This window comes from Mycobacterium sp. NGS62, assembly GCF_059812285.1.
The window spans coordinates 17,544-40,163 of record NZ_JCALCK010000017.1 but is presented as its reverse complement, the minus strand read 5'-3'; the positions used below and the strand labels follow the sequence as shown (position 1 = coordinate 40,163).

20 protein-coding genes are annotated in these 22,620 nt (G+C 66.1%); 14 read left to right on the top strand and 6 right to left on the bottom strand.

The window, feature by feature from the left end; translation table 11 throughout:
- Window positions 1-28: 28 nt before the first annotated feature.
- Window positions 29-442: a WhiB family transcriptional regulator gene (locus AC5Y49_RS23130; protein ID WP_499891679.1), complete on the bottom strand. Its 414-nt coding sequence runs from the start codon at window positions 440-442 to the stop codon at window positions 29-31.
- Window positions 443-583: 141 nt separating this feature from the next.
- Between AC5Y49_RS23130 and AC5Y49_RS23125 the strand changes: the two genes are divergently transcribed.
- The 11 genes from AC5Y49_RS23125 to eccCa all read left to right on the top strand — a co-directional run bounded on the left by AC5Y49_RS23125 (window position 584) and on the right by eccCa (window position 14,408).
- The gene (locus AC5Y49_RS23125; protein ID WP_499891677.1) at window positions 584-1,354 is read left to right on the top strand and encodes a helix-turn-helix domain-containing protein; all 771 of its coding nucleotides are present in this window, start codon (window positions 584-586) and stop codon (window positions 1,352-1,354) included.
- An 8-nt stretch (window positions 1,355-1,362) separates the two neighbouring features.
- A complete protein-coding gene (locus AC5Y49_RS23120) occupies window positions 1,363-2,181 on the top strand; it encodes a C40 family peptidase (RefSeq protein ID WP_499891675.1) in 819 nt (272 codons plus the stop codon).
- A 59-nt stretch (window positions 2,182-2,240) separates the two neighbouring features.
- On the top strand, window positions 2,241-3,410 hold the full coding sequence (locus AC5Y49_RS23115; RefSeq protein ID WP_499891673.1) for a DUF4226 domain-containing protein: 1,170 nt from the start codon (window positions 2,241-2,243) through the stop codon (window positions 3,408-3,410).
- A gap of 44 nt (window positions 3,411-3,454) precedes the next feature.
- Window positions 3,455-3,772 (top strand): ESX-1 secretion-associated protein, encoded by a 318-nt coding sequence (locus AC5Y49_RS23110; RefSeq protein ID WP_499891671.1) that lies wholly within the window; start codon window positions 3,455-3,457, stop codon window positions 3,770-3,772.
- Entirely contained in the window at window positions 3,769-4,080 is a 312-nt protein-coding gene (locus AC5Y49_RS23105; protein ID WP_499891669.1) for a DUF2694 family protein, read from the top strand. Before AC5Y49_RS23110 ends, AC5Y49_RS23105 begins: the two co-directional genes overlap by 4 nt.
- A gap of 801 nt (window positions 4,081-4,881) precedes the next feature.
- Window positions 4,882-6,189, top strand: coding sequence for a group II intron reverse transcriptase/maturase (gene ltrA, locus AC5Y49_RS23100; RefSeq protein WP_499891667.1), 1,308 nt, complete (start codon window positions 4,882-4,884; stop codon window positions 6,187-6,189).
- Window positions 6,190-6,404: 215 nt separating this feature from the next.
- The gene (locus tag AC5Y49_RS23095; RefSeq protein WP_499891664.1) at window positions 6,405-7,553 is read left to right on the top strand and encodes a DUF5631 domain-containing protein; all 1,149 of its coding nucleotides are present in this window, start codon (window positions 6,405-6,407) and stop codon (window positions 7,551-7,553) included.
- 36 nt (window positions 7,554-7,589) lie between these two features.
- Entirely contained in the window at window positions 7,590-7,907 is a 318-nt protein-coding gene (locus AC5Y49_RS23090; protein ID WP_499891660.1) for a DUF2710 family protein, read from the top strand.
- Window positions 7,904-8,827: a transglycosylase SLT domain-containing protein gene (locus tag AC5Y49_RS23085; RefSeq protein ID WP_499891658.1), complete on the top strand. Its 924-nt coding sequence runs from the start codon at window positions 7,904-7,906 to the stop codon at window positions 8,825-8,827. The genes AC5Y49_RS23090 and AC5Y49_RS23085 overlap by 4 nt, the downstream gene beginning before the upstream one ends.
- A 2-nt stretch (window positions 8,828-8,829) precedes the next feature.
- The gene (gene eccB / locus AC5Y49_RS23080) at window positions 8,830-10,326 is read left to right on the top strand and encodes a type VII secretion protein EccB (RefSeq protein WP_499891653.1); all 1,497 of its coding nucleotides are present in this window, start codon (window positions 8,830-8,832) and stop codon (window positions 10,324-10,326) included.
- A 2-nt stretch (window positions 10,327-10,328) separates the two neighbouring features.
- On the top strand, window positions 10,329-14,408 hold the full coding sequence (gene eccCa, locus AC5Y49_RS23075; protein ID WP_499891651.1) for a type VII secretion protein EccCa: 4,080 nt from the start codon (window positions 10,329-10,331) through the stop codon (window positions 14,406-14,408).
- 16 nt (window positions 14,409-14,424) lie between these two features.
- Here eccCa and recR read toward each other — a convergent pair whose 3' ends face one another.
- Together recR and AC5Y49_RS23065 are read right to left on the bottom strand one after the other, a co-directional pair.
- On the bottom strand, window positions 14,425-15,036 hold the full coding sequence (gene recR, locus AC5Y49_RS23070) for a recombination mediator RecR (protein WP_499891649.1): 612 nt from the start codon (window positions 15,034-15,036) through the stop codon (window positions 14,425-14,427).
- Window positions 15,037-15,047: 11 nt separating this feature from the next.
- Entirely contained in the window at window positions 15,048-15,383 is a 336-nt protein-coding gene (locus AC5Y49_RS23065; RefSeq protein ID WP_499891647.1) for a YbaB/EbfC family nucleoid-associated protein, read from the bottom strand.
- 166 nt (window positions 15,384-15,549) lie between these two features.
- Here AC5Y49_RS23065 and AC5Y49_RS23060 point away from each other — a divergent pair, with 166 nt between their 5' ends.
- A complete protein-coding gene (locus tag AC5Y49_RS23060; RefSeq protein WP_499891715.1) occupies window positions 15,550-16,245 on the top strand; it encodes an Rv3717 family N-acetylmuramoyl-L-alanine amidase in 696 nt (231 codons plus the stop codon).
- A 13-nt stretch (window positions 16,246-16,258) separates the two neighbouring features.
- Here AC5Y49_RS23060 and AC5Y49_RS23055 read toward each other — a convergent pair whose 3' ends face one another.
- On the bottom strand, window positions 16,259-16,696 hold the full coding sequence (locus AC5Y49_RS23055; RefSeq protein WP_499891643.1) for an SRPBCC family protein: 438 nt from the start codon (window positions 16,694-16,696) through the stop codon (window positions 16,259-16,261).
- A 92-nt stretch (window positions 16,697-16,788) separates the two neighbouring features.
- Here AC5Y49_RS23055 and AC5Y49_RS23050 point away from each other — a divergent pair, with 92 nt between their 5' ends.
- Together AC5Y49_RS23050 and AC5Y49_RS23045 are read left to right on the top strand one after the other, a co-directional pair.
- On the top strand, window positions 16,789-18,162 hold the full coding sequence (locus AC5Y49_RS23050) for an FAD-binding oxidoreductase (protein ID WP_499891642.1): 1,374 nt from the start codon (window positions 16,789-16,791) through the stop codon (window positions 18,160-18,162).
- Window positions 18,159-19,481, top strand: a complete 1,323-nt coding sequence (locus AC5Y49_RS23045; RefSeq protein ID WP_499891640.1) for a class I SAM-dependent methyltransferase — start codon at window positions 18,159-18,161, stop codon at window positions 19,479-19,481. Before AC5Y49_RS23050 ends, AC5Y49_RS23045 begins: the two co-directional genes overlap by 4 nt.
- A 7-nt stretch (window positions 19,482-19,488) precedes the next feature.
- Here AC5Y49_RS23045 and AC5Y49_RS23040 read toward each other — a convergent pair whose 3' ends face one another.
- Both AC5Y49_RS23040 and AC5Y49_RS23035 read right to left on the bottom strand, forming a co-directional pair.
- Window positions 19,489-21,210, bottom strand: coding sequence for a DNA polymerase III subunits gamma/tau (locus AC5Y49_RS23040; RefSeq protein ID WP_499891639.1), 1,722 nt, complete (start codon window positions 21,208-21,210; stop codon window positions 19,489-19,491).
- A 103-nt stretch (window positions 21,211-21,313) separates the two neighbouring features.
- Window positions 21,314-22,609, bottom strand: coding sequence for an aspartate aminotransferase type Ic (locus tag AC5Y49_RS23035; protein WP_499891711.1), 1,296 nt, complete (start codon window positions 22,607-22,609; stop codon window positions 21,314-21,316).
- Window positions 22,610-22,620 lie beyond the last annotated feature (11 nt).

Below are 22,620 nucleotides of genomic sequence, written 5' to 3'. Positions count from 1 at the left end.
GCTTTGCGGCTGGCTCAAACGCGATCGGTCAAGCGGCCGACTGCGGACCCAGCGAGGTCGGCAGATGAAACACGGTGGCAGTTGCCGCAACGGAGTCAGACTCACGCCGCTCGAGAAGCGCAGCGTTTTCGGGCAGCTGCCGAGAGCTGATCTCGCCGGCCGCGATGCGGCGCAGTGTGTCGTGGGCGCGGGCGAGTTGTTCGCGCTTGCGGTACTGCCCGCCCGGAAGCTTGACGCCGGCCCAGACGCCGTACTCCTCCCGGTGCTGGACGGCGTAGCGAGCACAACGGCGTTGCTGCGCCACCGGGCACCGGCGCAGGCACTGCAGCCGCGCCTCGGTGGCCGACTGCTCGTATGCGCGCGCCTTCGCCGCGCCGTCGCCGCCGTCGTCATCGGCATAGCCGAACCATAGATCGGGGTTGACCGAGCATGGGTATCCCATCGAGGCGCCTCCTCCGCGCTTGAAACGTAGCCGGAAGCGTATACACATGCTGAAGCGCTGCGCAAGGAACCGCGATAGAAACGAATATATTCGGGATATACAATGCTCTGTGTAGTATCCGGATATGGCCGGAGCCCGAGGGTGAGCCGCGAATCGGCGGGCGCGGTCATCCGGGCTCTGCGTGAATCGCGTGACTGGTCGCTGGCCGACCTGTCCGCCGAGACCGGGGTCAGCGTCATGGGGCTGAGCTATCTGGAACGCGGAGCCCGCAAACCACACAAAAGCACAGTTCAAAAGGTTGAAAATGGGCTGGGGCTGCCGCCGGGGACCTACTCCCGGTTGGTGGTGGCGCAGGATTCGGAGGCTGAACTGGGCCGGCTGCTCGCCACGCAGCCGGTCGAGGCGATGCCCGCTCGGCCGACCGACGCAATCGTCGTGGACCGCCACAGCGATACCGAAGTGCTCGAGGGATATGCGGAAGCACAGCTCGACGCGCTGAACTCGGTTATCGAGCGTCTTCCGGCGGTGACATCAAACGAATATGAGACGTATATTCTTTCTGTGATCGGGCAGTGCGTGAAGGCGGAGCTGTTAGCGGCCAACTCCTGGCGGGTGGCGGTCAACGCCGGCGGGGCTTCCGCCAACCGACTGATGCAGCATCTGCAAGCTTTGGAAGCCACTCGCAGCGCACTTCTGCAGCGCATGCCGAAAAGCTTGAGCGCCCGCTTCGACCAGGCCTGCGCGCATTCGTCGCTGCCGGAACCGGTTATCGCGACTTTGCTCGGGGTCACCGGCGCAGAAATGTGGGGAATCCGGAATCGGGGGGTGATACCTCCGGGCGCGCTGGCGCGGGTCCGCGCCTTCGCCGACACGATCTTCCAGTCTGCAACGACAGACCCGAACGACGGTTAGGGGAGGCCGTGAGTGGAAGCGAACTGGAGCTGCTCAATCGCGCCCATCGACTGTTCGCCGGCGCCGGTCAACCCGCACAGCCGAGGCTGGGCATTGCTCAGGGCGACGGATTGCCGCAGCCGACGTCAGCGCTCAACGACGGTTATCGGTTCGCGCTGCACAACGGTCGCGCGGCGCTGGGCTCGGCCGCCCGCACCGACGCGGCGGTGGCCGCCCTTATCGCCCGGGCGCACGGCGATCACGCCACTGCCCACGGCCAGACCAAGAGCATCGTCGACGAGGCCCGCGCTGACTCCGCGGGCACAGCGGCTGCCCCGCTGGCTCAACGTGAGGCGATGCGCCGACGGGTGGCGCGTCTGCGCGCCCAACGCATGCACGTGTTGTCCGCCCGCTCCCGGGCACGACGCCACCTGGCGGTGCTGCGGGCACTGCGGTACCGAACAACACGACAGCGCGCGAGGGGCTTGTTGCGGCTCTCGTCGCCGAACGGCCGGGCCGGAATCGCCGTTCGGGCAGCGTTGTCGCGGCTGGGCCGACCATACGTTTGGGGTGCTACTGGCCCCAACCAGTTCGATTGTTCCGGATTGACGCAATGGTCCTACAACCAGGCCGGAATCCATTTGAGCCGCACCACTTATCAGCAGATACACGAGGGCATCGCGATACCGCGCTGGCAGGTGAGACCGGGTGATCTGGTCTTCCCGCACGCCGGGCATGTGCAGATGGCCATCGGCAACAACCTCGTCGTCGAGGCACCTCATGCGGGGGCCACGGTGCGAATCAGCCCGCTGGGCAGCAATGTGCAGATCAGGCGCCCACTGCCGTAGCCGGATGCAGCCGGCCGAAGTGAATTGTCGGCGGAGACGCAGCTGGATACTGTCGCCGCATGGAGGGGCTGCAGCAGCCAAACCTCGGCGACGCTGCCGATGCCATCAGGGCCGCTGAATCGTTTCTGGCACACCAGAACTCGACCGCAGCTCAGCTCGACTTGCAAGTGGTCAGCGCGATCATGAACGCGCACCTGAAGACGGTGGAGAGCCGGGTCGGACTGGATAACCTGCAGCAGGAGATCCAGGCGGCCGTGCGCACCCGGACCGACCTGGACACACCCTCCGGAGCCCGTGACTTCCAGCGGTTCCTCGTCGGCAAGCTCAGGGACATTCGCGCGGTGGTGGCGAACGCGAACCTCGACGACACGTCGAAGTCAGCGCTGATGGCGGCGTGGACGTCGCTCTACGACGCGTCGAGGGCCAGTACCGACGAGCCCAGGGACGGCCGGCCACCACGGACCGTCGCGGCCGCGCCAGACGACAGCGCGGAAACGGCGGATGCCGACATCGACCCCTTGCTGGATTCGCTCTTTGCCGACGATCCCGGCCTCGTCCCGCCGTCGGGGCCGGCGCCGACCCCTGCGGTGTCGATGCCGATGCCCACGGCGATGCCGAGCATCCCCGGCCTTGGCGGGGGAGCGATGCCCGGCTGGGGCATGCCGGGCGGATTACCGCTGCCCGATGTGCACGACGGAGGAACTGAGCGTTCAGCGCAGCCTCCCGACGACAGACCGGACGACGACCTGATCCCCGAAGCCGACGAGCACGGGGAGCCCCCTGATGACAGCGAGCCGGGCGACGCGTCGCAGCCAGAATCGATGCCGGCGCCGGCAGCCGGCCCGACGACGGTCACGGTGCCCAACGGCGAGACGGTCACGGCGGCCAGCCCACAGCTTGCCGCCGCGATCCAGGCCGCCGCCGGTGGGACACCCATCTCGGATGCATTTCGCCAGCAAGGCATCACTATCCCGCCGCCGGGGACCGCCGTGGTCGATCCAATCGACGCGGCGCGGTTGGCCCCAGGCGATATCGGCATGTTCACCAACCGCCACGCGCTTGCTCTCGGCAACAGCAAAGCCCTGCTCAACGGCCAGATCCAACACATCTCGACCGTCAACGGCCCGAGCTTCCTCGGCTGGGAGCACCCGCCGGCATCGCTGCCGGCTACCACACCACCCGCGACCGGCAGCCCGGCGCCCACCAGGCCGGCCGGCACCGCACAGTGAAGCACCGCCGGGCACAGGTCCGGCACGTCACCAGGAGACATCGGATGGCAGATCGAATCCACGTGGAGCCGGCGAACCTGCGCGACTCGGCGAACCACCACGAACAGGTTGCGGAATATCTGCGAACGGTCCCCTCGTCGCATGCGGCGATCCAGGAAAGCCTCGACTCGCTGGGTCCGGTCTTTGGCAATCTGCGCGATGCCGGACGCGAACTGCTCGACCAACGGCGGCGGTGCTATGAACAGCAGGCCGATGACCATGCCGACATCGCCGGCAGGCTGCGCGCGGCGGCGAGCCTATGGGAACAGCACGAGGCCGACGCCGCGCGAGACCTAAGCAGCATCGCCGACGATGCGCGATGAGCAACGCCGTTCCCGCCTTCGACACCGTCCACCCCAGCGGACACATCCTGGTCCGCTCCTGCCGCGGCGGCTATCTGCACAGCCTGGCGCTCAGCGCCGCGGCGATGGACACCGACGCCGAAACGCTGGCGAAAGCCATCTTGCTGGCCGCCGACGTTTCCCACCTCAAGGCGTCGTTGCAAGTACGCGGCGAGATCGTTGCGGCCGGCCACAGCCCGTCAGCCGAAGTCCCCACGGCCGGCGACCTCGACGCGGCGATCGAAAAGCTAGTGGGGCATCGGCTGCGTCACCGCGCGCCGCTGGACTAACCCACCCGTGTCGGGATGCGGTGCAATATCGGTAGGCGGCTCGATCGGGTTGGCTCCGAACAACTCTCGCGCGCGGCCCAGCAACAGGCGTACTTCGTCCAGCTGCAGCTGCAACGCAGAATCAGCCATAGCCCCACGCTACGTCGGCCACCCCACGCCCACAATTCACCGTCCGGCATGGGCCGGTATAGACGGCCGGTCGAAAGCCCGGGCGCGACGGTACGCTGGGCCGGTGTTGCGTCCTGCAAGTTGGACTGGACTAGCGGGTGGAAGTCCCGTCCCGGTAAGCATCGGAGCGCCGGGTAGCAGGCCCCGGTTCGTCGTGGAGACGCGGCGGGCTAAGCGGGGCGTCAAGAGCCTCTTCGGAGGGAGCAAGTGCGCGGGCCGTAGCGTTAAGCGAACTCTGCAGCCTCGTCACAGATACAACGGAGGAGCCGAGCCGCTCATTTCACGGCGAAGGCCATGTTCGGCGGGCCCTGGTCCGGGGTCAGCTCGCCGGGTCCTTCCGGGGTACGGGAGGCGGCACGTGCACACAGTCTGGTTCGGAACAGGAGAGACCCGTCTGCCTGGCCTGCGTCGGGCAAAGACCAGGGGTATAAGCCGATGGTGAAATCCTCTGGAGGGCAGCGGGAGTCCGATGGGGTCGTAGTACCGCTGATCGGCGTGCAACATAACGCGCCGGGAGGAAAGGGCCCCAACTTTGATCACGCGCGCGAAGTGGGTAAGCGTGAGGGCATGACCGGGTCTGCCCGGTCCAATAACCCCGGCAGGCCATCGTCTGCCGTAGCCGTTGAGGAGCCGTTGAGTTTCTCGCCGGTGAAAGTGCGACAACTGCAACGTGCGCTATGGGCTGCGGCCAAGCAGTCTGAGGGTCGGCGTTTCCACGCCCTGTATGACCGGATCTACAGGGGTGACGTCCTGTGGGAGGCGTGGGAGCGGGTGCGGACGAATCGAGGCGCGGCCGGGGTGGATCGGATCACCTTGGCCGCGGTGGAGGATTACGGCGTGGACCGCATGTTGCGTGAGTTGCGCCTTGACCTTCGCGCAGGGACATATCGTCCGGCGCCGGCGCGTCGGGTGGAGATCCCGAAACCACGCGGTGGTAAGCGGCCGTTGGGGATTCCCACGGTGCGAGACCGGGTGGCCCAGGCGGCGGCCAAGATCGTGCTGGAACCGATTTTCGAGGCGGATTTCTTGTCGTGCTCGTATGGGTTTCGGCCGAAGCGGTCGGCGACGATGGCGATGGAACGCTTGCGGACTGGGTTCATCGAGGGCTACCGGTTTGTGGTCGAGTTTGATATCGCTAATTTTTTCGGCGAGATCGACCACGAACGCCTGCTTGAGTTGGTGGGTAGGCGGGTCTCGGATCGGCGGGTGCTCAAACTGCTGCGCTTGTGGCTGCAAGCAGGAGTGCTGGTTGAGGGGGTGTCTAAGCGGACGGTCGCGGGCACCCCGCAGGGCGGGGTGATCTCGCCGTTGTTGGCCAACATTTTTCTGCACGTGCTTGACACCGAACTCTCCTGCAGGAATGTGGGGGAGTTGGTGCGCTACGCCGATGATGGTGTGGTGCTGTGCCGCAGTGCGGTGCAAGCTGAGCACGCCCTGGCCGCGGTGGGAGAAATCCTGACCGGGTTGGGGTTGCGGCTGCATCCGGACAAAACGAAGGTGGTCGACCTGCGCAACGGACTTGAAGGCCTGGATTTTCTGGGCTGCCATTTCCGGGCGCGCATGTCGGGGCGGTTATGGGAACAGCAGCGGGTTATCCGCTACTACCTGCACCGCTGGCCCAGTCAAACGGCCATGAAACGGTTGCGGGCAAAGGTCCGTGACCGTACTGGTCGCAACCGGGTCGGGCTCGATATCCGTGACGTGATCGCGGATGTGAACCCGATCTTGCGGGGTTGGGGCAACTACTTTCGCACCGGCAATGCTGCCAACAAGTTCCGCCAGGCCGACTGGTACGTGGTGCATCGGCTGTTCTGCTTGATGGTCAAGAAGCGGGGCCGCAACCTACGTGCCGGGCAAGCCGATCAGTGGACTGAAGTGTGGTTCAACGGGCACGGCCTGCACCGACTCCGTGGCACCATCCGCTACCCGAAGGCTGCGTAACCATGTCAAGAAGATCATCGGTAAGCCGTGTGCGGGAAAACCGCACGCACGGATTGAAAGGGGGATGGGGAAACGGACCCGCACTGCGGGCACCGCGCCCCTGACTACCAATGGCGATCTTCGGTCGAAACAGCGCCCGGCGGCGCCTTCGGAGAGCCGCCCGGGAATCCCTCGCGATCCCCGCTTTCGGCTCTGCGGTTGACTGCACGCCATGGGTGACCGAGGGCCTCTGGCCTGCCGAGCTTTCGCCCATTACCCCCGAAAACGCCACGGTCGCAAGGTATCTCAAGGCTGACTTGGAACGGATCTCCCGGTCGGCCAACGAGGAGCTCCGCAGCATCCGGCGAGCCGGAATCGCCGGGCCGGCCCGGCAAGCCGAAGAGTCCCGCGTCGTCGACACTGCCCGCGGGGTCGCCGCCGCGCGGGTGGCGGCAGCGCTTCGCCAACTCGCCAACAAGCTGCAAGACCTTCCCACCCAGTACCTACCGCCCGTCGCGGCCGAGCCCACCGACGGGCCAAGCGACGACGACACCCAGCAACTCCCCGCCATCACCGCCCCGCTGGCAGATCGGCCACCGCCGGGCGGGGCGACCGATGCCGCCGTACCCTTCGAGTCGTATCGGTCCAGTCGGCAGCCGACGGCGGGTTTCCCGGCGGCGACCACCGATCCGCCAACCCCGCGGGATCCCCAAATCGAACCGGAATCCGATCACGACCGGTTGCAGCGGCTGGTGGAGTTCATGGCCCGGCAGGAGCCCGGATTGCGTTGGGCTGCCGGAGATCTTGAGAATCGCACCACCTTCGTCGCCACCGACATCGCCCATGGCTGGATACCACCGGGCATCTCGGTGCCGGCCGACGTGCGGTTGCTTCCCCCACAGCGTCGTAGCGGCAACGCGGCAGAACTTTTGGGCCTGACCACGGTCTCGGCGAGCTATGCGCCCGGCGACCACTTGGGTTGGTCGTTCGGTTGGGCAACCGAATTCGATCCCACCGTGTCTTCGTTGAAGCCCCGTCGACTGCCGCCCGTCGAGGATCTGGGATGGCTGCTGTGCGGGGCGACCCATTGGCGGGACGGCTTGCCGCCCCTGGTCCACACGTTGGCCAAGGCAGGCGCCGCCAGGACAGGCATCCTGGAACCCGAGATCGATGAACTGCGGGAACACCTCGACACCGCGCGGCTCCAACTGCTGGCCCAATATCCGCGTGTCGACCACGCCCTGCTGCTCAATTGCCTGTTGCTGGCCGCCACCGAGGGCATCGCCAGCGGCGACCGGTTGACGGCCAATTACCATTTCGCGTGGTATCAGGCGCTCAATACAACCCCCGTCATCAGACGGTCCGCGCCAGGCCGCAACGCGTGAATTGACGCTGCTCGCAGGCGATCACATACTTGCACGATGTCGGGGCGGGGGAGTCGCGCGCAGCTGGATGAAACCGGCCTCGTCGCGTCGGTTCTACGGGATTTGCGCGAGGCGGCCGACCGATGGGAGGCCCTGGTCACCGAGGCGGAGACGATCACTTACAGCGTCGACTTGGGCGATGTCCAGGCCGTCGCCAACGCCGACGGCAAGTTGATCGAGTTGAGCCTGCACCCCGACGTGATGACTGGCTATAGCCACGGCGAACTGGCCGACCGACTCAACCTTGCGATCACCGCCTTGCGTGAAGAGGCCGAGGCCGACAACCACGCGCGCTATAGCGGAAATCTTCGGTGACATTCGATCCGCTGACTGGGCAGGCACTTGAACTGTTAGCCCGTGGGCACGCGCTCTACGCCGGCCGACGGGTTGACGCCACGCTGCCACGCCCACCGAGCGCACTGCTGCGCCGAGCGCAGGCGCACGGCACACCGGAATTCACGGCCCCGGCAATGCGGCGAATGGCAGCAGGGCTGCGCCATGCCGCGGCCACCGACACCGAACTGGCCACCGTGCTGGCCCACGCGAAAACACACCACGCCCAGGCCCGCCACCACACCCGCGCCGTTCTCGACGCGGCGCACGCCGACCCGATGCCGGCCGGCGACACCCCGGTGGGGCGGCGGGAATTCCTGCGTCGCATGGCAGCCCGACTTCGCCAGCAGCGGCGGCACATTCATCGCTCCCACCGCCAGGCCCGGATGCTCACCCGTCATCTCAGACGACTCGGCTACCTGCACCGGACGACTCCGAGGACGCGACGATCGCCTTCGGTCGCCCTCTCTCTCGACGCGCTGCGCTACCAGCGCGGGTTTCAGCGCGGCCATGTCCGAGCGCGCATCGGTGCCGCACTCGATCACCTGGGCATCGTCGATCCCGCCGCTCGACGCAACTGGATCCGCGGGTACGAGACGTTGATCGCCCGCGAATCCGGCGGGCAGCCATCGGCAATCGCATCGGAGCCGGCGGCCCAACCCGGAGCTGTGCAGGCTGATGGCCACCGACTCGGCTATGCCCGCGGTATCACCCAGACCATTCCGGCGACGTTCGCGCGGTATCACCAACCGGGAACGTCGACCAACATCTATGACCCGATCGCCAATATCTGCGCCTCAATCAACTACGTGATTCGACGCTACGGCGTCGCCCCAAACGGGGCGAACCTTGGTGCGCTGGTCCAGCAGGCAGATCCACACCGGCTGCCGAAGGGATATTGACCGTGCCGCTCAACCTGTCGAATCGCGAGCAGAATTCCGGGCACCTGTTCTACAACCGGCGGCTGCGCGCCGCGATCACCCGCTATTCGGTCCGGATGAAGCACGACGACCGCAAACAGCAGGCCGCGCTGGCGTTGTCGGTGGTGTTCGTCATCCTCGGAATCGGGTGGATGGCGTTGCTGCACTTCATGAAACCGGCCGGGTTGGTGGGACAGTCAGCAATTGTCGGTGACCGCGGCACCGGCGCGATCTACGCCAAGGTCGATGATCGCCTCTATCCCGCCCTCAACCTTGCCTCTGCGCGCCTCGCGGTCGGCAGCGCGGCTGCCCCGGCCTGGGTCAAGGCCAGCGAGATCGCCAAGTACCCAACCGGACCGATGATCGGTATCCCCGGCGTACCCGACAACCTCAATGTCAGGTTGACCGCTACATCGGCATGGTCGATATGCGATACCGCCCCCGCCCGCGGCAGCAGCACAGCGCCGATCGTGACGTCCATCGCGGGCCTGCTCTCCAACGAGGACCGGGCCGTTCCGATGAGGCCGACACAGGCCATCCTGGCCGGCCACCGCGATGCGACGTACGTGATCTGGGACGGCCGCCGATCACGCATCGACCTCAGCGATCGAGCAGTGACCTTCAACCTGGGACTCGATCCCGCCGCGACACGTCCGATAGGCATCTCCAATGCCTTGTACGACGCCCTGCCGGCCACCGAACCACTTGTGGTGCCCACGATTCCGGACGACGGCGCCCCGTCGACGTGGTTATCGGACCTGACCGTGGGCAGCGTGCTGGAAACGCGTGACGCCACGGGCACCATCAGCGGCTTCTATGTGCTGCTGACGAATGGTGTGCAGAAGATCAGCAGTTTCGTCGCGGATCTGCTGCGCACCGCCGATTCGCAGGGCTCGGCCACACCCAGGTTGATCGCACCGGACAAACTGGTCAACATCCCGACCGTCGACGTGCTCGACGTCGACTACTACCCTTCGGGCAAGTTGACTTTCGTCGACACGACCGCCGATCCGGTCACCTGCCTGGCGTGGCAGAAGCACGCCGGCGACCCGCAGGCCGAGATCGCCGTTGTCAGCGGCCGACGCCTACCGGTCCCGCTCGGCGCGGACTCGCACCTGGTTCGGTTGGTGCGCGATGACCGTAGCCCCGATTCCGTAGAAGCCGACCAAACGTTGGTGTTGCGGGGGGCGGCGAATCTGGTGGCGATCACCAGCGGCGCGGTCACATCCGATAGCCGAGAAAGCCTGTACTGGCTGTCGCCGCAAGGTGTGCGGTATGGAATCCAATGGGACCGACCGACTTTGCACGCGCTGGCTTTGGATCCGCGTGCTGCGGTGCAGGCGCCGTGGCCGATCGTGCGCACCTTCGCGGCCGGGCCGGCAATCAGTCGCGACAGCGCGTTGGTGGCGCGCGACACCATCGCCGGCGGCGGCGCTGTGGCGCCGATCGCGGAAGCCGACGATCGCAGGGCAGGAGGTTAGTCGTGTCGAAACGCAGTTTCGTCAGCGGCCCACGCACGCTGCCGCCGATTGTCCGGCCCACCCGCGTGGCGGTCGCCTCGCCCTTGGCACTACCGCAGCGCGAACCGCGCAACATCCTGTTGATGATTGCCTTTCCTGCGTTGCTGGTCGGAATCGTCGGCACGCTGGTGGTGATGTACGCCTCCGGCGCCCGCTCGCTGCAGTCGGGCGTCTTCCCGATGATGGGATTGTTCGGCTTCGGCGCGCTGATGTTCACCGGTCGTTTCGCCCGAGGCCGCCGGATCAGTTGGGGCGAGCAGGAAAAGCAGCGCCGCGCTTATCTGCATCAACTTGATGAGGACCGCGACGAGGTTCAGCACGCCGTGCAGCACCAACGGCGCAGCCAACTGTTCGTCCATGCTGATCCCCGGCGCCTGGACGCTGTCATCGGCAGCCAGCGAATGTGGGAGCGCCGGCCCAGCGATCCGGACTTCCTCGATGTCCGCCTCGGGATCGGTGTCCAGCAGACCAGTGAATCAGCGGTGTCGTTGCAGTGGCCCGACATCCCGGTCGGTGAAGAGCTCGAGCCGGTCACCGGCGGCGCACTACGGGATTTCATTGTGGAGCAGTCCAAGATCCGCGGCATCGGCAAGGTGCTGAGCTTGCTCTCGCGGCCCGGCTTCAGTTTCACCGGCGACGATTCCGGCGAGCTGCATACGGTGGCACGGTCGATCGTGTGTTCGCTGGCGGTGTATCACAGCCCCCGCGAGCTGAAAGTCCTGCTGGTCACCCGGCGCCCGCGGCTGTGGTCTTGGCTGGTCTGGTTGCCGCACAACCAGCATGACGACATGGTCGACGCGTGCGGGATGCGACGACTGGTGTTCGCCACACCCACCGAACTCGAGGAGACGCTCGACGCGGAGTTGCATCGTAAAGGGCGCGGGCCGTGGTCCCCGCCGATCGGAGCAAGTCCAACGACGATGGCGGCGCCCCTCGAGGCCGGCGGCGGGCAGGCGTTGGGTCCGCATTGGCTGATCATCGACGACGGCGTCGGAATGCCGGAACAGTGGGAGAGCGTCATCGGACAGAAAGGCATGGCCGGAATCACGTTATTGCGGTTGGCGACCCGCCCCGGCACGGGGGTGGGATTTACTGACGAAAGCGAGCGCTTCACGCTCCGTGGCGGCCAGCTGCGGCACCGCGACGCGTTCTACGCCGTCGCTGACTCGCTCGCCGCAGGCACCGCCGACCGCTACGCGCGGGCGCTGGCACGGTGGTCACCGGGCGGCCCTGGAGAATCGTCCGAAGCTGAGAGCCAGGGCGGTGAGCTACTGCGCGCACTGGGCATCACCGATCCCCGCGAACTCGATGTCGATCGTCTTTGGGCCGAGAGCCGCGGACGTGGCGATCCGAACTGGGCGATGGTGCCCGTTGGGGTGAAACGCGGCAACGAGCTGCAGTATGTCATTTTGCGCGCCAAAGACTTCGGCGGTTACGGATTCCACTCGGTGGTGATCGGCACATCGGGATCGGGCAAGTCGGAGTACTTCTTGTCGTTGTGCAACGGGATCGCGCTGACGCATTCACCGGAGGCGTTCATCGTGATCTTCGTCGACATGAAGTTCGAATCCGCGGCCCAGGACCTGGCGGGATTTCCCCACGTCGCCGGTTCGCTCTCCAACCTGGGCAAGGATGATCGGCACCTTGCCGAGCGAATGCGCAAGGCTATCAACGGCGAGATCGCCAGGCGTTACCGACTTTTCAAGGATGCCGGTGCTCGGGACGCCAACGAGTATGAGGAGATGCTACTGGCTGGACGCGATTTGGAGCCGGTACCGATCCTGTTGGTGATCATCGACGAATACCTCGAGCTGTTCGTCCACCATCCCCAGTGGATCGACCTGGTCATCCACATCGGACAAGAGGGCCGCGGCTGCAATGTGTTCTTCACGCTCGGTGGCCAACGGCTGGACTTGTCCTCGTTGAGCAAGGTCAAAAGTAATATCGCGTTTCGGGTGGCGCTGCGCGCCGAAACCGCGGAGGACTCCCGCGACGTGATCGGGAGCGATGCGGCCCTGCACCTGCCGTCGAAGGAGAACGGTTACGCACTGCTCAAGGTCGGGCCACGTGACTTGGAGCAGTTTCGATGCTTCTATGTCTCGGCGCCGTTCGTCTTGCCGAAAATGCCAGCTGAACCCAATAGCACTGTCAATGTCGGCTTTTCCAAACCCCGCACCCTCACCTGGGAGTATCAGCCGCTCGATGAGGCCGACAGCGCAGCGCTGGCGGGCGCTGATGAGCCCGAGCCGCCCGATGAATTTCTCTTCGATTCCGATGGTTTCCGCAAGAAGAAAGTGGTTGACGTAATCCGAGAGTCGCTGGCCGCTCATCCGGCGCGTCCACCGCATCAAATCTGGCTGCCGCCGCTGGAAATCAGCGAATCGGTCGACGTGCTGGTGTCGCGTTGGCGGGGCCGGCCCTGGCGGATGGACTACGGGCAAAACCCCGGCCTGGTCTTTCCAGTCGGCATGGTCGACATGCCCGACGAGCACACCCAGCGGGTGCACGCCATCGACGCCGAGATGGACAACATCATGGTGGTCGCCACCGCCCAACGCGGTAAGTCGACCACCTTGATGACGTTGATGGCGGCTGCGGCGTTGATGTACCGGCCGGAGCGGGTGACGTTCTTCTGCATCGGCGCGTCGCTGTATCCGGCCGACGGAATCCCGCACGTGGCGTCGGTGGTCAGTCTGACCGACAGCGAAGGTGTATCGCGCACCGTAGCCTCCGTCGAGGCCATGATCCGAACGCGGGAAGCGTCGTTCAAGACCCACCAGATCGACATTGCGGAATTCCGCGACCGCCGCTTCGGCGCGGCCGGCGGTGACCGCACTGATCCCCGCGACAGATTCGGCGACGTGTTTTTGGTGATCGACAACTTCGGCGACCTCTATGAGAAGGACAGCGTCATCGGCGACCGCGCGATCGCCATCGCCCGCCAGGGACTGTCCTACGGCGTGCACGTCATCACGAGCGCCAACGCATGGCTGGTGGGGCAGAAGCAGGCGTTGCTCAACGTGTCGAACGCCCGGATACAACTGCGGCTCAGCAATCCCGACGAGTCGCAGATGGGTACTGGCATCGAGCACCGCAAGGCCGCGCGAAACACCCTGGACAAGCCGGGGTTCGGCCTGACCACACAGGGATACGAGCTACTGGTCGGGGTGCCCGAGATCACCGCCGCCGATGGCGCTCGGTTGGCGACGCGCGACGTGGGAGCCGTCATCGCCGAACTGCCCGGCATCCAGCGACTCGAGGCCCTCGCCCGCCTGCCCGAACGTGTTGCGCTGAACCGGATTATCGCCCGCTATGCCGACAGCGCCCAGGCAGCCGATCCGCTGAACATTCCGTTCGCGATCGGTGAGAGCGCCTTGCAGCCGGTGGCGCTGCCGATGCGGGCCCTGTCCAACTTCCTCGTGGTCGGGCGCCAATCATGCGGCAAAACCGCGACTTTGGCGACGTTGGGACAGGCGATCACCAGCCGGTTCGGACCTGAGCAGGCGCAGATCACGATCATCGACCCGAAGACCTCGCTGATCGGCAAAATCCGCGGCCCGCAGGTGCGTGCCTACGCGTATACACCCGATGACGTCGACGAGGTGGTCGAAGAGCTGGCGCAACTCCTGATCCAGCGACTGCCGCCGTCGGGTCTGAGCCAAGACGAACTGCTCAACCGGCACAGCTGGGACGGCCCACGCCATTTCGTGCTGATCGACGACGAGCAGGAGTTGCGTCCGCACGGTGGAATCGGTAAGCCCGCCGCGACCACGCCGCTCTGGGGTTTGATCGAACGCAGCCGCGATATCGGCTTGCATGTCGTCGCCTCCCGGCTGCCGGGCAACTGGGCGGGCGTGTCGGTGATGAACCCGTTCTTGCAGAAGATGATCGGCTCGCGGGCCCCGACGCTGTTCATGGACAACGACCCGACTGCGGTGAAAGTGTTCGGTCGGGTCAGTGCGCAGCAGTTGCCGCCCGGTCGCGGCTTGTTGGTATCGGTCGACGGCACGACCGAAGGCGTGCTGGTGGGTGCACCTGACTGAGCCCAGTGTGCAGCGGCTAAGCCATGGCGCGCCGGCCGGTCAGCGCCCGGCCGAGGGTCAGCTCGTCGGCGAACTCCAGATCGCCACCCATCGGCAACCCGGACGCGATCCGCGTCACGGTCAGGCCGGGGATGTCACGCAACATCCGCACCAGGTAGGTGGCCGTCGCCTCGCCCTCGGTATTGGGGTCGGTGGCGATGATCACCTCGTTGATGTCCACCCCGTCGACCTGCTCGCCGATGCGGTTCAGCAGCTCACGGATCCGCAGCTGCTCGGGGCCGACACCGGACAGCGGATCCAAGGCTCCACCCAGCACGTGGTAGCGGCCGCGGAACTCACGGGTGCGCTCCACCGCCTGAATATCTTTGGGCTCCTCGACCACACACACCAGCGAGCCGTCCCGACGCGGATCCGCGCAGATGCGGCACCGTTCGTCGTCAGAGACGTTGCCGCACACCGCGCAAAACCGCACGCCGTCGCGGACCCTGCCCAGAACTGCGGTGAGCCGGTCAATATCGGTCGGTTCGACCGACAGCAAATGGAATGCAATGCGCTGCGCGCTTTTCGGCCCGATCCCCGGCAGCTTGCCAAGCTCGTCGATCAGGTCCTGGACAGGTCCCTCAAACATGTCGATACAAGTCAGGACTCCGGCATGCCCAGCGCGCTACCCATTCCGCCGGCCAGCGGGCCGAGCTGCTCCTGCGCCATCGTGGTGACCTGCTTGGAGGCGTCGGCCAGCGCGCCGACGATCAGGTCCTGCAGGGTTTCGATATCGTCGGGGTCGACGACCTGGGGATCGATCTTGATCGCCACAACCTCGCCGCTGCCCTTCACGGTGACGTCGACCAACTCGCCGCCGGCTTTGCCGTGCACCTCGGAATTGGCAAGTCGCTGCTGGGCGGCAATCAGTTGTTGTTGCATCTGCTGCGCCTGCGCGAGCAGCGCCGACATGTCGGGCTGGCCTCCGGGTTGCATGTCAGTCCCCTTGCGTCGTGGTCTCGAGTTGGTTTCGGCTCGGTTTCAGCTAAGTCGATCGGGCGGTTCGAAACATCAAGCCTAGTCGGCGCGGGGCTACCGTGGCGCCGTGCGCGTACCAGTCGTTTGCCTGCGTGTCGGGATCGCGATCACCGCCGCCGTATTTATGGTTGCTCCGGCACCAGCCACCGCCGTGCCGACCAACATCGCCGGGATGATCGTGTTCCTCGATCCCGGCCACAACGGAGCCAACGACGCCTCTATCGGCCGTCAGGTGCCCACCGGCCGCGGCGGCACCAAAGACTGCCAGGCCAGCGGCACATCGAGCAACGACGGGTATCCAGAGCACTCGTTCACCTGGGACACCACGCTGCGGATCCGCGCCGCGCTCAACGCGCTGGGCGCGCGCACCGCCTTGTCGCGGGGTAACGACAACGCGCTGGGACCCTGCGTCGACCAGCGTGCCGAAATGGCCAACGCGCTGCACCCGAATGCGATCGTGAGCATCCACGCCGACGGTGGTCCGGCCACCGGGCGGGGATTTCACGTCAACTACTCGGCGCCGCCGCTCAACCAAGCCCAGGCCGGCCCGTCAGTGCAGTTCGCCCGGATCATGCGCGACCAGTTGCAAGGCTCGGGAATTCCGCCGGCCAATTACATCGGCCAAGACGGTCTTTACGGACGATCCGACCTGGCCGGCCTGAACCTGGCGCAATACCCGTCGGTGCTCGTCGAGTTGGGCAACATGAAAAATCCCGCCGACTCGGCGCTGATGGAGACGCCCGCCGGCAGGCAGAAGTATGCCGACGCCGTGGTCAAGGGCATCGCTGGGTTCCTGGGCAGCCAAGCCAGCCGAAGCTAGATCGCCGCGCGAATCAGCTCTCGAGTTCCTTCTTCAAGTTGCCCAGCACCTCGGCCTGGATCTTTTTCAGCCCCAATGGCGCGAAGGTCTTCTCGAAGAAGCCTTTCACCCCGCCCGCGCCGGTCCAGGTTGTCTTCACGGTGACGCTGGAACCCGGGCCCGCCGGCGCCACCGTCCAGTTGGTGACCATCGTCGAGTTGGCGTCCTTCTCGATGACGGCGTGGCCGGCGACATCGACGCTGGCCTGCACATCGCGAACCCGGGATTTAGTGGCTTGCAGCTTCCAGCTGGCAACGGTGCCCTGGCCCTGGCCGCCTTGCAGTACCTGGTAGTCGCGATAGTGCTCGGACAGGATCTTGGGGCGCACGTTCTGGTAGTCGGCGACGGCGGTCAGCACCGCCTCGGGCTGCGCATTGATCAAGATCGTGCTGGCTGCGCTGACCTGTCCCATCAGGCAAGACTCCTTCGCTGTGGATGTGCTGACACTGCGTGTCGCAAGCTGTTCTATCGGTGCGTTGGCCGCTGTCGGGGACTAGGGTAACTGTGGTGCCTGTTCGCGAAGCCGACTTACATCGGGCGGGTGTCGAGCGGTTATTGGGAAGCTATCGCTCCATTCCCGCGACGGCGTCCGTCCGGCTTGCCAAGCCCACGTCGAATCTGTTTCGCGCCCGCAGTAAGCGGACTGCGCCCGGGCTCGACACCTCGGGGCTGACCAACGTCATTTCCGTCGACCCCGAGTCCCGTACCGCCGACGTGGCCGGCATGTGCACCTATGAGGACCTGGTCGCTGCAACCCTGCCGTACGGTCTGTCGCCGCTGGTCGTGCCGCAGCTGAAGACGATCACCCTCGGTGGGGCGGTCACCGGGCTGGGCATCGAGTCGGCGTCGTTCCGAAACGGGCTCCCGCACGAGTCGGTGCTCGAGATGGACATTCTCACCGGGGTCGGCGAATTACTCACCGTTTCGCCGCAACAGCATCCCGATCTGTATCGCGCATTCCCGAATTCGTATGGCACGCTCGGCTATTCGACGCGGCTGCGGATCGAGTTGGAAGCCGTCAAGCCTTTCGTCGCGCTGCGGCACCTTCGATTTCATGCACTGACCGACATGGTGGCGGCGATGGACCGCATCATCGAGACCGGCGGATGGGACGGCGTACCGGTCGACTACCTCGACGGAGTGGTGTTCAGCGCCGACGAGAGCTACCTGTGTGTCGGCGCGCGCACCGCGACCCCCGGCCCGGTCAGCGACTACACCGGGAAAAGCATCTACTACCGCTCGATCCAGCACGACGCCGGCAGCAAAGAAGACCGGTTGACGATGCACGACTACTTCTGGCGCTGGGACACCGACTGGTTCTGGTGCTCACGCTCGTTCGGCGCGCAGAACCCCCAGGTGCGGCGGTGGTGGCCGCGGCGCTACCGGCGCAGCAGCTTCTACTGGAAGCTGGTGGCCCTGGACCAGCGCTTCGATATCGCCGACCGGATCGAGAAGCGCAATGGTCGCCCGCCGCGTGAGCGCGTGGTGCAGGACATCGAGGTACCGATCGAGCGCATCGACGAATTCTTGACGTGGTTCCTCGACACTGTGCCGATCTCGCCGATCTGGCTGTGCCCGCTGCGGCTGCGCGACCAGGACGGCTGGCCGCTGTACCCGATCCGCGCGGGACACACCTACGTCAACGCCGGCTTCTGGTCCTCGGTGCCGGTCGGAGCCACCGAGGGCGCGACGAACCGGTTGATCGAGGCTAAGGTCGCCGAACTCGACGGGCACAAGTCGCTGTACTCCGAGTCCTATTACACCCGTGAGGGGTTCGACGAACTCTACGGCGGGGAAGCCTACAAAACGGTCAAGAAGATGTACGACCCGGACGGGCGTCTGCTCGACCTCTACGCGAAGGCGGTGCAACGACGATGACGGTGGTCAAGGAGACCGGGGCACGAGCCCGCGCCGCAAACGGCAAACTGAGCTTGGCCGAGATCCTGGCGATCCTCACCGAAGGCAGCAAACACTCGCTGAAGTTCACCGCCTACGACGGCAGCAGCGCCGGCCCCGACGATGCCGTGCTGGGCCTGGATCTGCTGACCCCGCGCGGCACGACCTACCTGGCCACCGCGCCCGGTGAGCTCGGCTTGGCACGCGCGTACGTTTCCGGTGATCTGCAGGCCCACGGCGTACACCCCGGCGATCCGTACGAGCTGCTCAAAGCGCTGGTCGAGAAACTCGACTTCAAGCGACCCTCACCGCTGATGCTGGCCAACATCGTCCGCTCGATCGGGTTCGACCGGCTGCTGCCGGCCGCGCCGCCGCCGCAGGAGGCGCTGCCGCGGTGGCGCCGCATTGCAGAAGGCCTGCGGCACAGTAAAACCCGTGACGCCGAGGCCATCCATCACCACTACGACGTGTCCAACACCTTCTACGAGTGGGTCCTTGGGCCGTCGATGACCTACACCTGCGCGGTCTATCCCGATCCCGAGGCCACGCTCGAGGAAGCGCAGGAGAACAAGTACCGGCTGATTTTCGACAAGCTGCGCCTGCAGCCCGGCGACCGGCTGCTCGACGTCGGCTGCGGCTGGGGCGGCATGGTCCGCTACGCCGCGCGCCACGGTGTCCGCGCGATCGGGGCGACGCTGTCGGCTGAACAGGCCGCCTGGGCGCAGCAGGCCATCGAGTCAGAGGGACTGGGCGAGTTGGCCGAGGTTCGGCACTCCGACTACCGCGACATCCGCGAAAGCGGGTTCGACGCGGTCTCGTCGATCGGCCTCACCGAGCACATCGGGGTGAAGAACTACCCGGCGTACTTCGACTTTCTCAAGACGAAACTGCGCACCGGCGGGCTGTTGCTCAACCACTGCATCACCCGCCACGACAATCGCTCGAAGTACAGCGGCAGCGGCTTCACCGACCGCTACGTGTTTCCCGACGGTGAGCTGACCGGCTCGGGGCGGATCACCACCGAGATCCAAGAGACCGGTTTCGAGGTCTTGCACGAAGAGAATTTCCGCCATCACTATGCGATGACCTTGCGGGACTGGTGCCGCAACCTGGTGGCGCACTGGGACGAGGCGGTCGCCGAAGTCGGTCTGCCGGTCGCGAAAGTCTGGGGGCTGTACATGGCGGCCTCGCGAGTCGGCTTCGAGCAGAACAAGATTCAGCTGCATCACGTGCTGGCAGTCAAATCCGACGCGCGCGGCAACGACGGGGGGCTGCCGCTGCGGCCGTGGTGGCAGCCGTAACTGGGAGCTAGTTGTTGTCGATGCGGCGCGCGCCGAGTTCGCTCTGCAACAACTCCAGGGCCGCCTCTTCGGGATCGCGGCGCGGCGCCGACGTGTCATCGCGACCGGCCTCGGCGAGCATGCTGTCCTCTTCGGTGGACTGACCGGCGTCGCCCTCCTCGGCCGGTGCCGCCGCCACGCCGGGTTCACAGCGCACCCGCCAGTTCACGCCCAGTGCATCTTTGAGCGCCTCGGCGATGACGTCGGCGTTGCGCTGCTCGCAGAGCCGCCTGGCCAGCGGCGCGGACTCATGGCTCAACACCAATGTGTTGCCCTCGACCGCGCGGACGGTGGCTCCGGCCAGCATCACTTCGGTGGTGCGACTGCGTTGACGGACCTTGTCGCGCACCGTGGGCCACAAGGTTCGCACCGCGGCCGCGCCGGGCTCACCCGCGGCCGCCGCGGGCACACCCGAGGCCGCTGCGGGTGCCCGTTGTTCAGGGGCCGGGTCCGCTTGCGGCGGCGGTGCTTTCGGCTGAGCAGCGCGGGGGGCCGGCTTGGGCGGCGCGGTCGGTCGGGTTTCCGACGGGATGGACATGTCCAGCCGGGTTTCGATGCGCTCGAGCCGCTGCAGCAGTGCCGACTCGGTGTCGCTGGCCGACGGCAGCAGCAGCCGGGCGCAGATCACCTCCAGCAGCAGCCGCGGTGCCGTCGCGCCGCGCATCTCACCCAGCCCGGCCTGCACCACTTCGGCATATCGCGTCAGCGTCGCGGGACCTATCCGGCTCGCCTGATCGCGCATCCGATCCAGCACGTCTTCTGGAGCGTCCACCACCCCGCGCGCTGCGGCATCCGGAACAGCTTGCAACACAAGGAGATCCCGGAACCGCTCTAACAGGTCGGTAGCGAAGCGACGTGGGTCGTGACCGGCGTCGATGACCGACTCCACCGCCCCGAACAAAGCCGCCGCGTCGGCGGCCGCCAGCGCGTCGACGGCGTCGTCGATCAGTGCGACGTCGGTGGCGCCCAGCAGCCCCAGCGCGCGCTGATAGCCGATCCGGTTGTCGTCGGCACCGGCCCGCAACTGGTCGAGCACCGAGAGCGTGTCGCGGGGCGAGCCGCCGCCGGCGCGGATCACCAGTGGATACACCGCCTCGTCGATGACGACACCCTCTTGCTGACAGATCCGCTCGATCAGCGCCCGCATGGTGCGGGGCGGTAGGAGCCGGAACGGATAGTGATGGGTGCGCGACCGGATGGTCGGCAGTACCTTTTCCGGCTCGGTGGTGGCAAAGACGAAGATCAGGTGTTCGGGCGGCTCCTCGACGATCTTGAGCAGTGCGTTGAATCCCGCGGTGGTCACCATGTGCGCTTCGTCGACGATGAACACCCGATAGCGCGACTGGGCCGGTGCATAGAAGGCGCGATCGCGCAGCTCGCGGGTGTCGTCGACGCCGCCGTGGCTGGCCGCGTCGAGTTCGACGACGTCGATGCTGCCGGGGCCGTTGGGCGCCAGCGCGACGCAGGATTCGCAGACTCCGCACGGGGTGGGCGTCGGCCCCTGCGCGCAGTTCAACGAGCGGGCCAGGATGCGCGCCGACGACGTCTTTCCGCAGCCGCGGGGACCGGAGAACAGATACGCGTGGTTGATGCGACCCGCCGCCAGGGCGGTCGACAGCGGCTCGGTGACGTGCTCTTGCCCCACTACCTCGGCGAAGGTTGCCGGTCGGTACTTGCGGTAGAGAGCCACAGTCAGCAGGCTACCGACGCCGTCCGACGGACGGCTGCCCCAGCCCAACGTGAAGCTGGCTTCACGCTCGAGCGCGAACGTGAACGTACTTTCACGCTCGGCGTCATGGGGTCGGCGATTTGACCATGGACTCGGTGGCCGCCAGCAGCGCGCAGGTCGCCAGCCCGTCGATCGCGTTACGCAAGTCGGGGAGCGACGGGAAGGTCGGCGCGATTCGAATGTTCGTGTCGTCCGGGTCTTTTCGGTACGGGAACGACGCGCCAGCCTCGGTGACCGCGATACCGGCATCCTTGGCCAGGGCGACGGTGCGCCGCGCGGTGCCGGGTAGTACGTCGAGGCTGATGAAGTAGCCGCCTTTTGGCTCGGTCCACGAGGCGATCTTCGAATCGCCCAGGCGCTTGTCGAGGATCTCCAGCGCCAATGCGAATTTCGGGGCCAGGATCTGCTGGTGGCGCATCATCTGCAGGCGCACCCCGTCGGCGTCGCCGAAGAAGCGCAGATGCCGCAGCTGGTTGACTTTGTCCGGACCGATCGACTTCTTGCCCGCATACTGCAGGTACCAGGCGATGTTGCCCAGTGATCCACCGAAGAAGCTGACACCCGCGCCGGCGAAGGTGATCTTCGAGGTCGACGCGAAGACGTAGGGCCGGTTGGGATTGCCGGCAGCGGCGGCCAAGCCCAACACGTCGACCTGGCGGACGAAGTCGAGCGTCAACGTGTGGACAGCGTAAGCGTTGTCCCAAAACAGCCGGAAATCGCTTGCCGCGGTGCGCATCTGGACGAGACGTCGAACCGTCTCCCAGGAGTAGGTCACCCCCGTCGGGTTGGCGAACACCGGTACCGCCCACATGCCTTTGATCGCGGGGTCGGCCGCGACCAGTTCTTCGATCAGGTCGACGTCGGGACCGTCGTCGCGCATCGGGATCGAGATCATCTCGATGCCCAACGTCTCGGTGATGGCGAAATGGCGGTCGTAGCCGGGCACCGGGCAGAGAAACTTCACGGTCGGCTCGTCTCGCCACGGCCGCGGCGAGTCCACGCCGCCGTGCAGCATCGAAAAGACGATCACGTCATGCATGAACTCGAGGCTGGCGTTGTTGCCCGCGATCAGGTTGGGCACGCCGATACCGAGCAACTCGCCGAATATCGCTCGCAGTTCCGGCAACCCGTGCAGACCGCCGTAGTTGCGCGTATCGGTGCCGTCGGCGTCGCGGAAGTCCTCCCCGGGCAAGCTCAGCAGCGCGTTGGACAGGTCGAGCTGTTCACCCGACGGCTTGCCGCGGGTCAGATCCAGCGCGAGCTTCATGGCCTGCAACTCGCTGTAGTCCTGCTGGTGGCGCGCGTGCAGAGCTGCGAGATCCGTTGAGGTGAGGGTGCTAAAGGGGCCGAACGACACCATGCGCCCTTTCA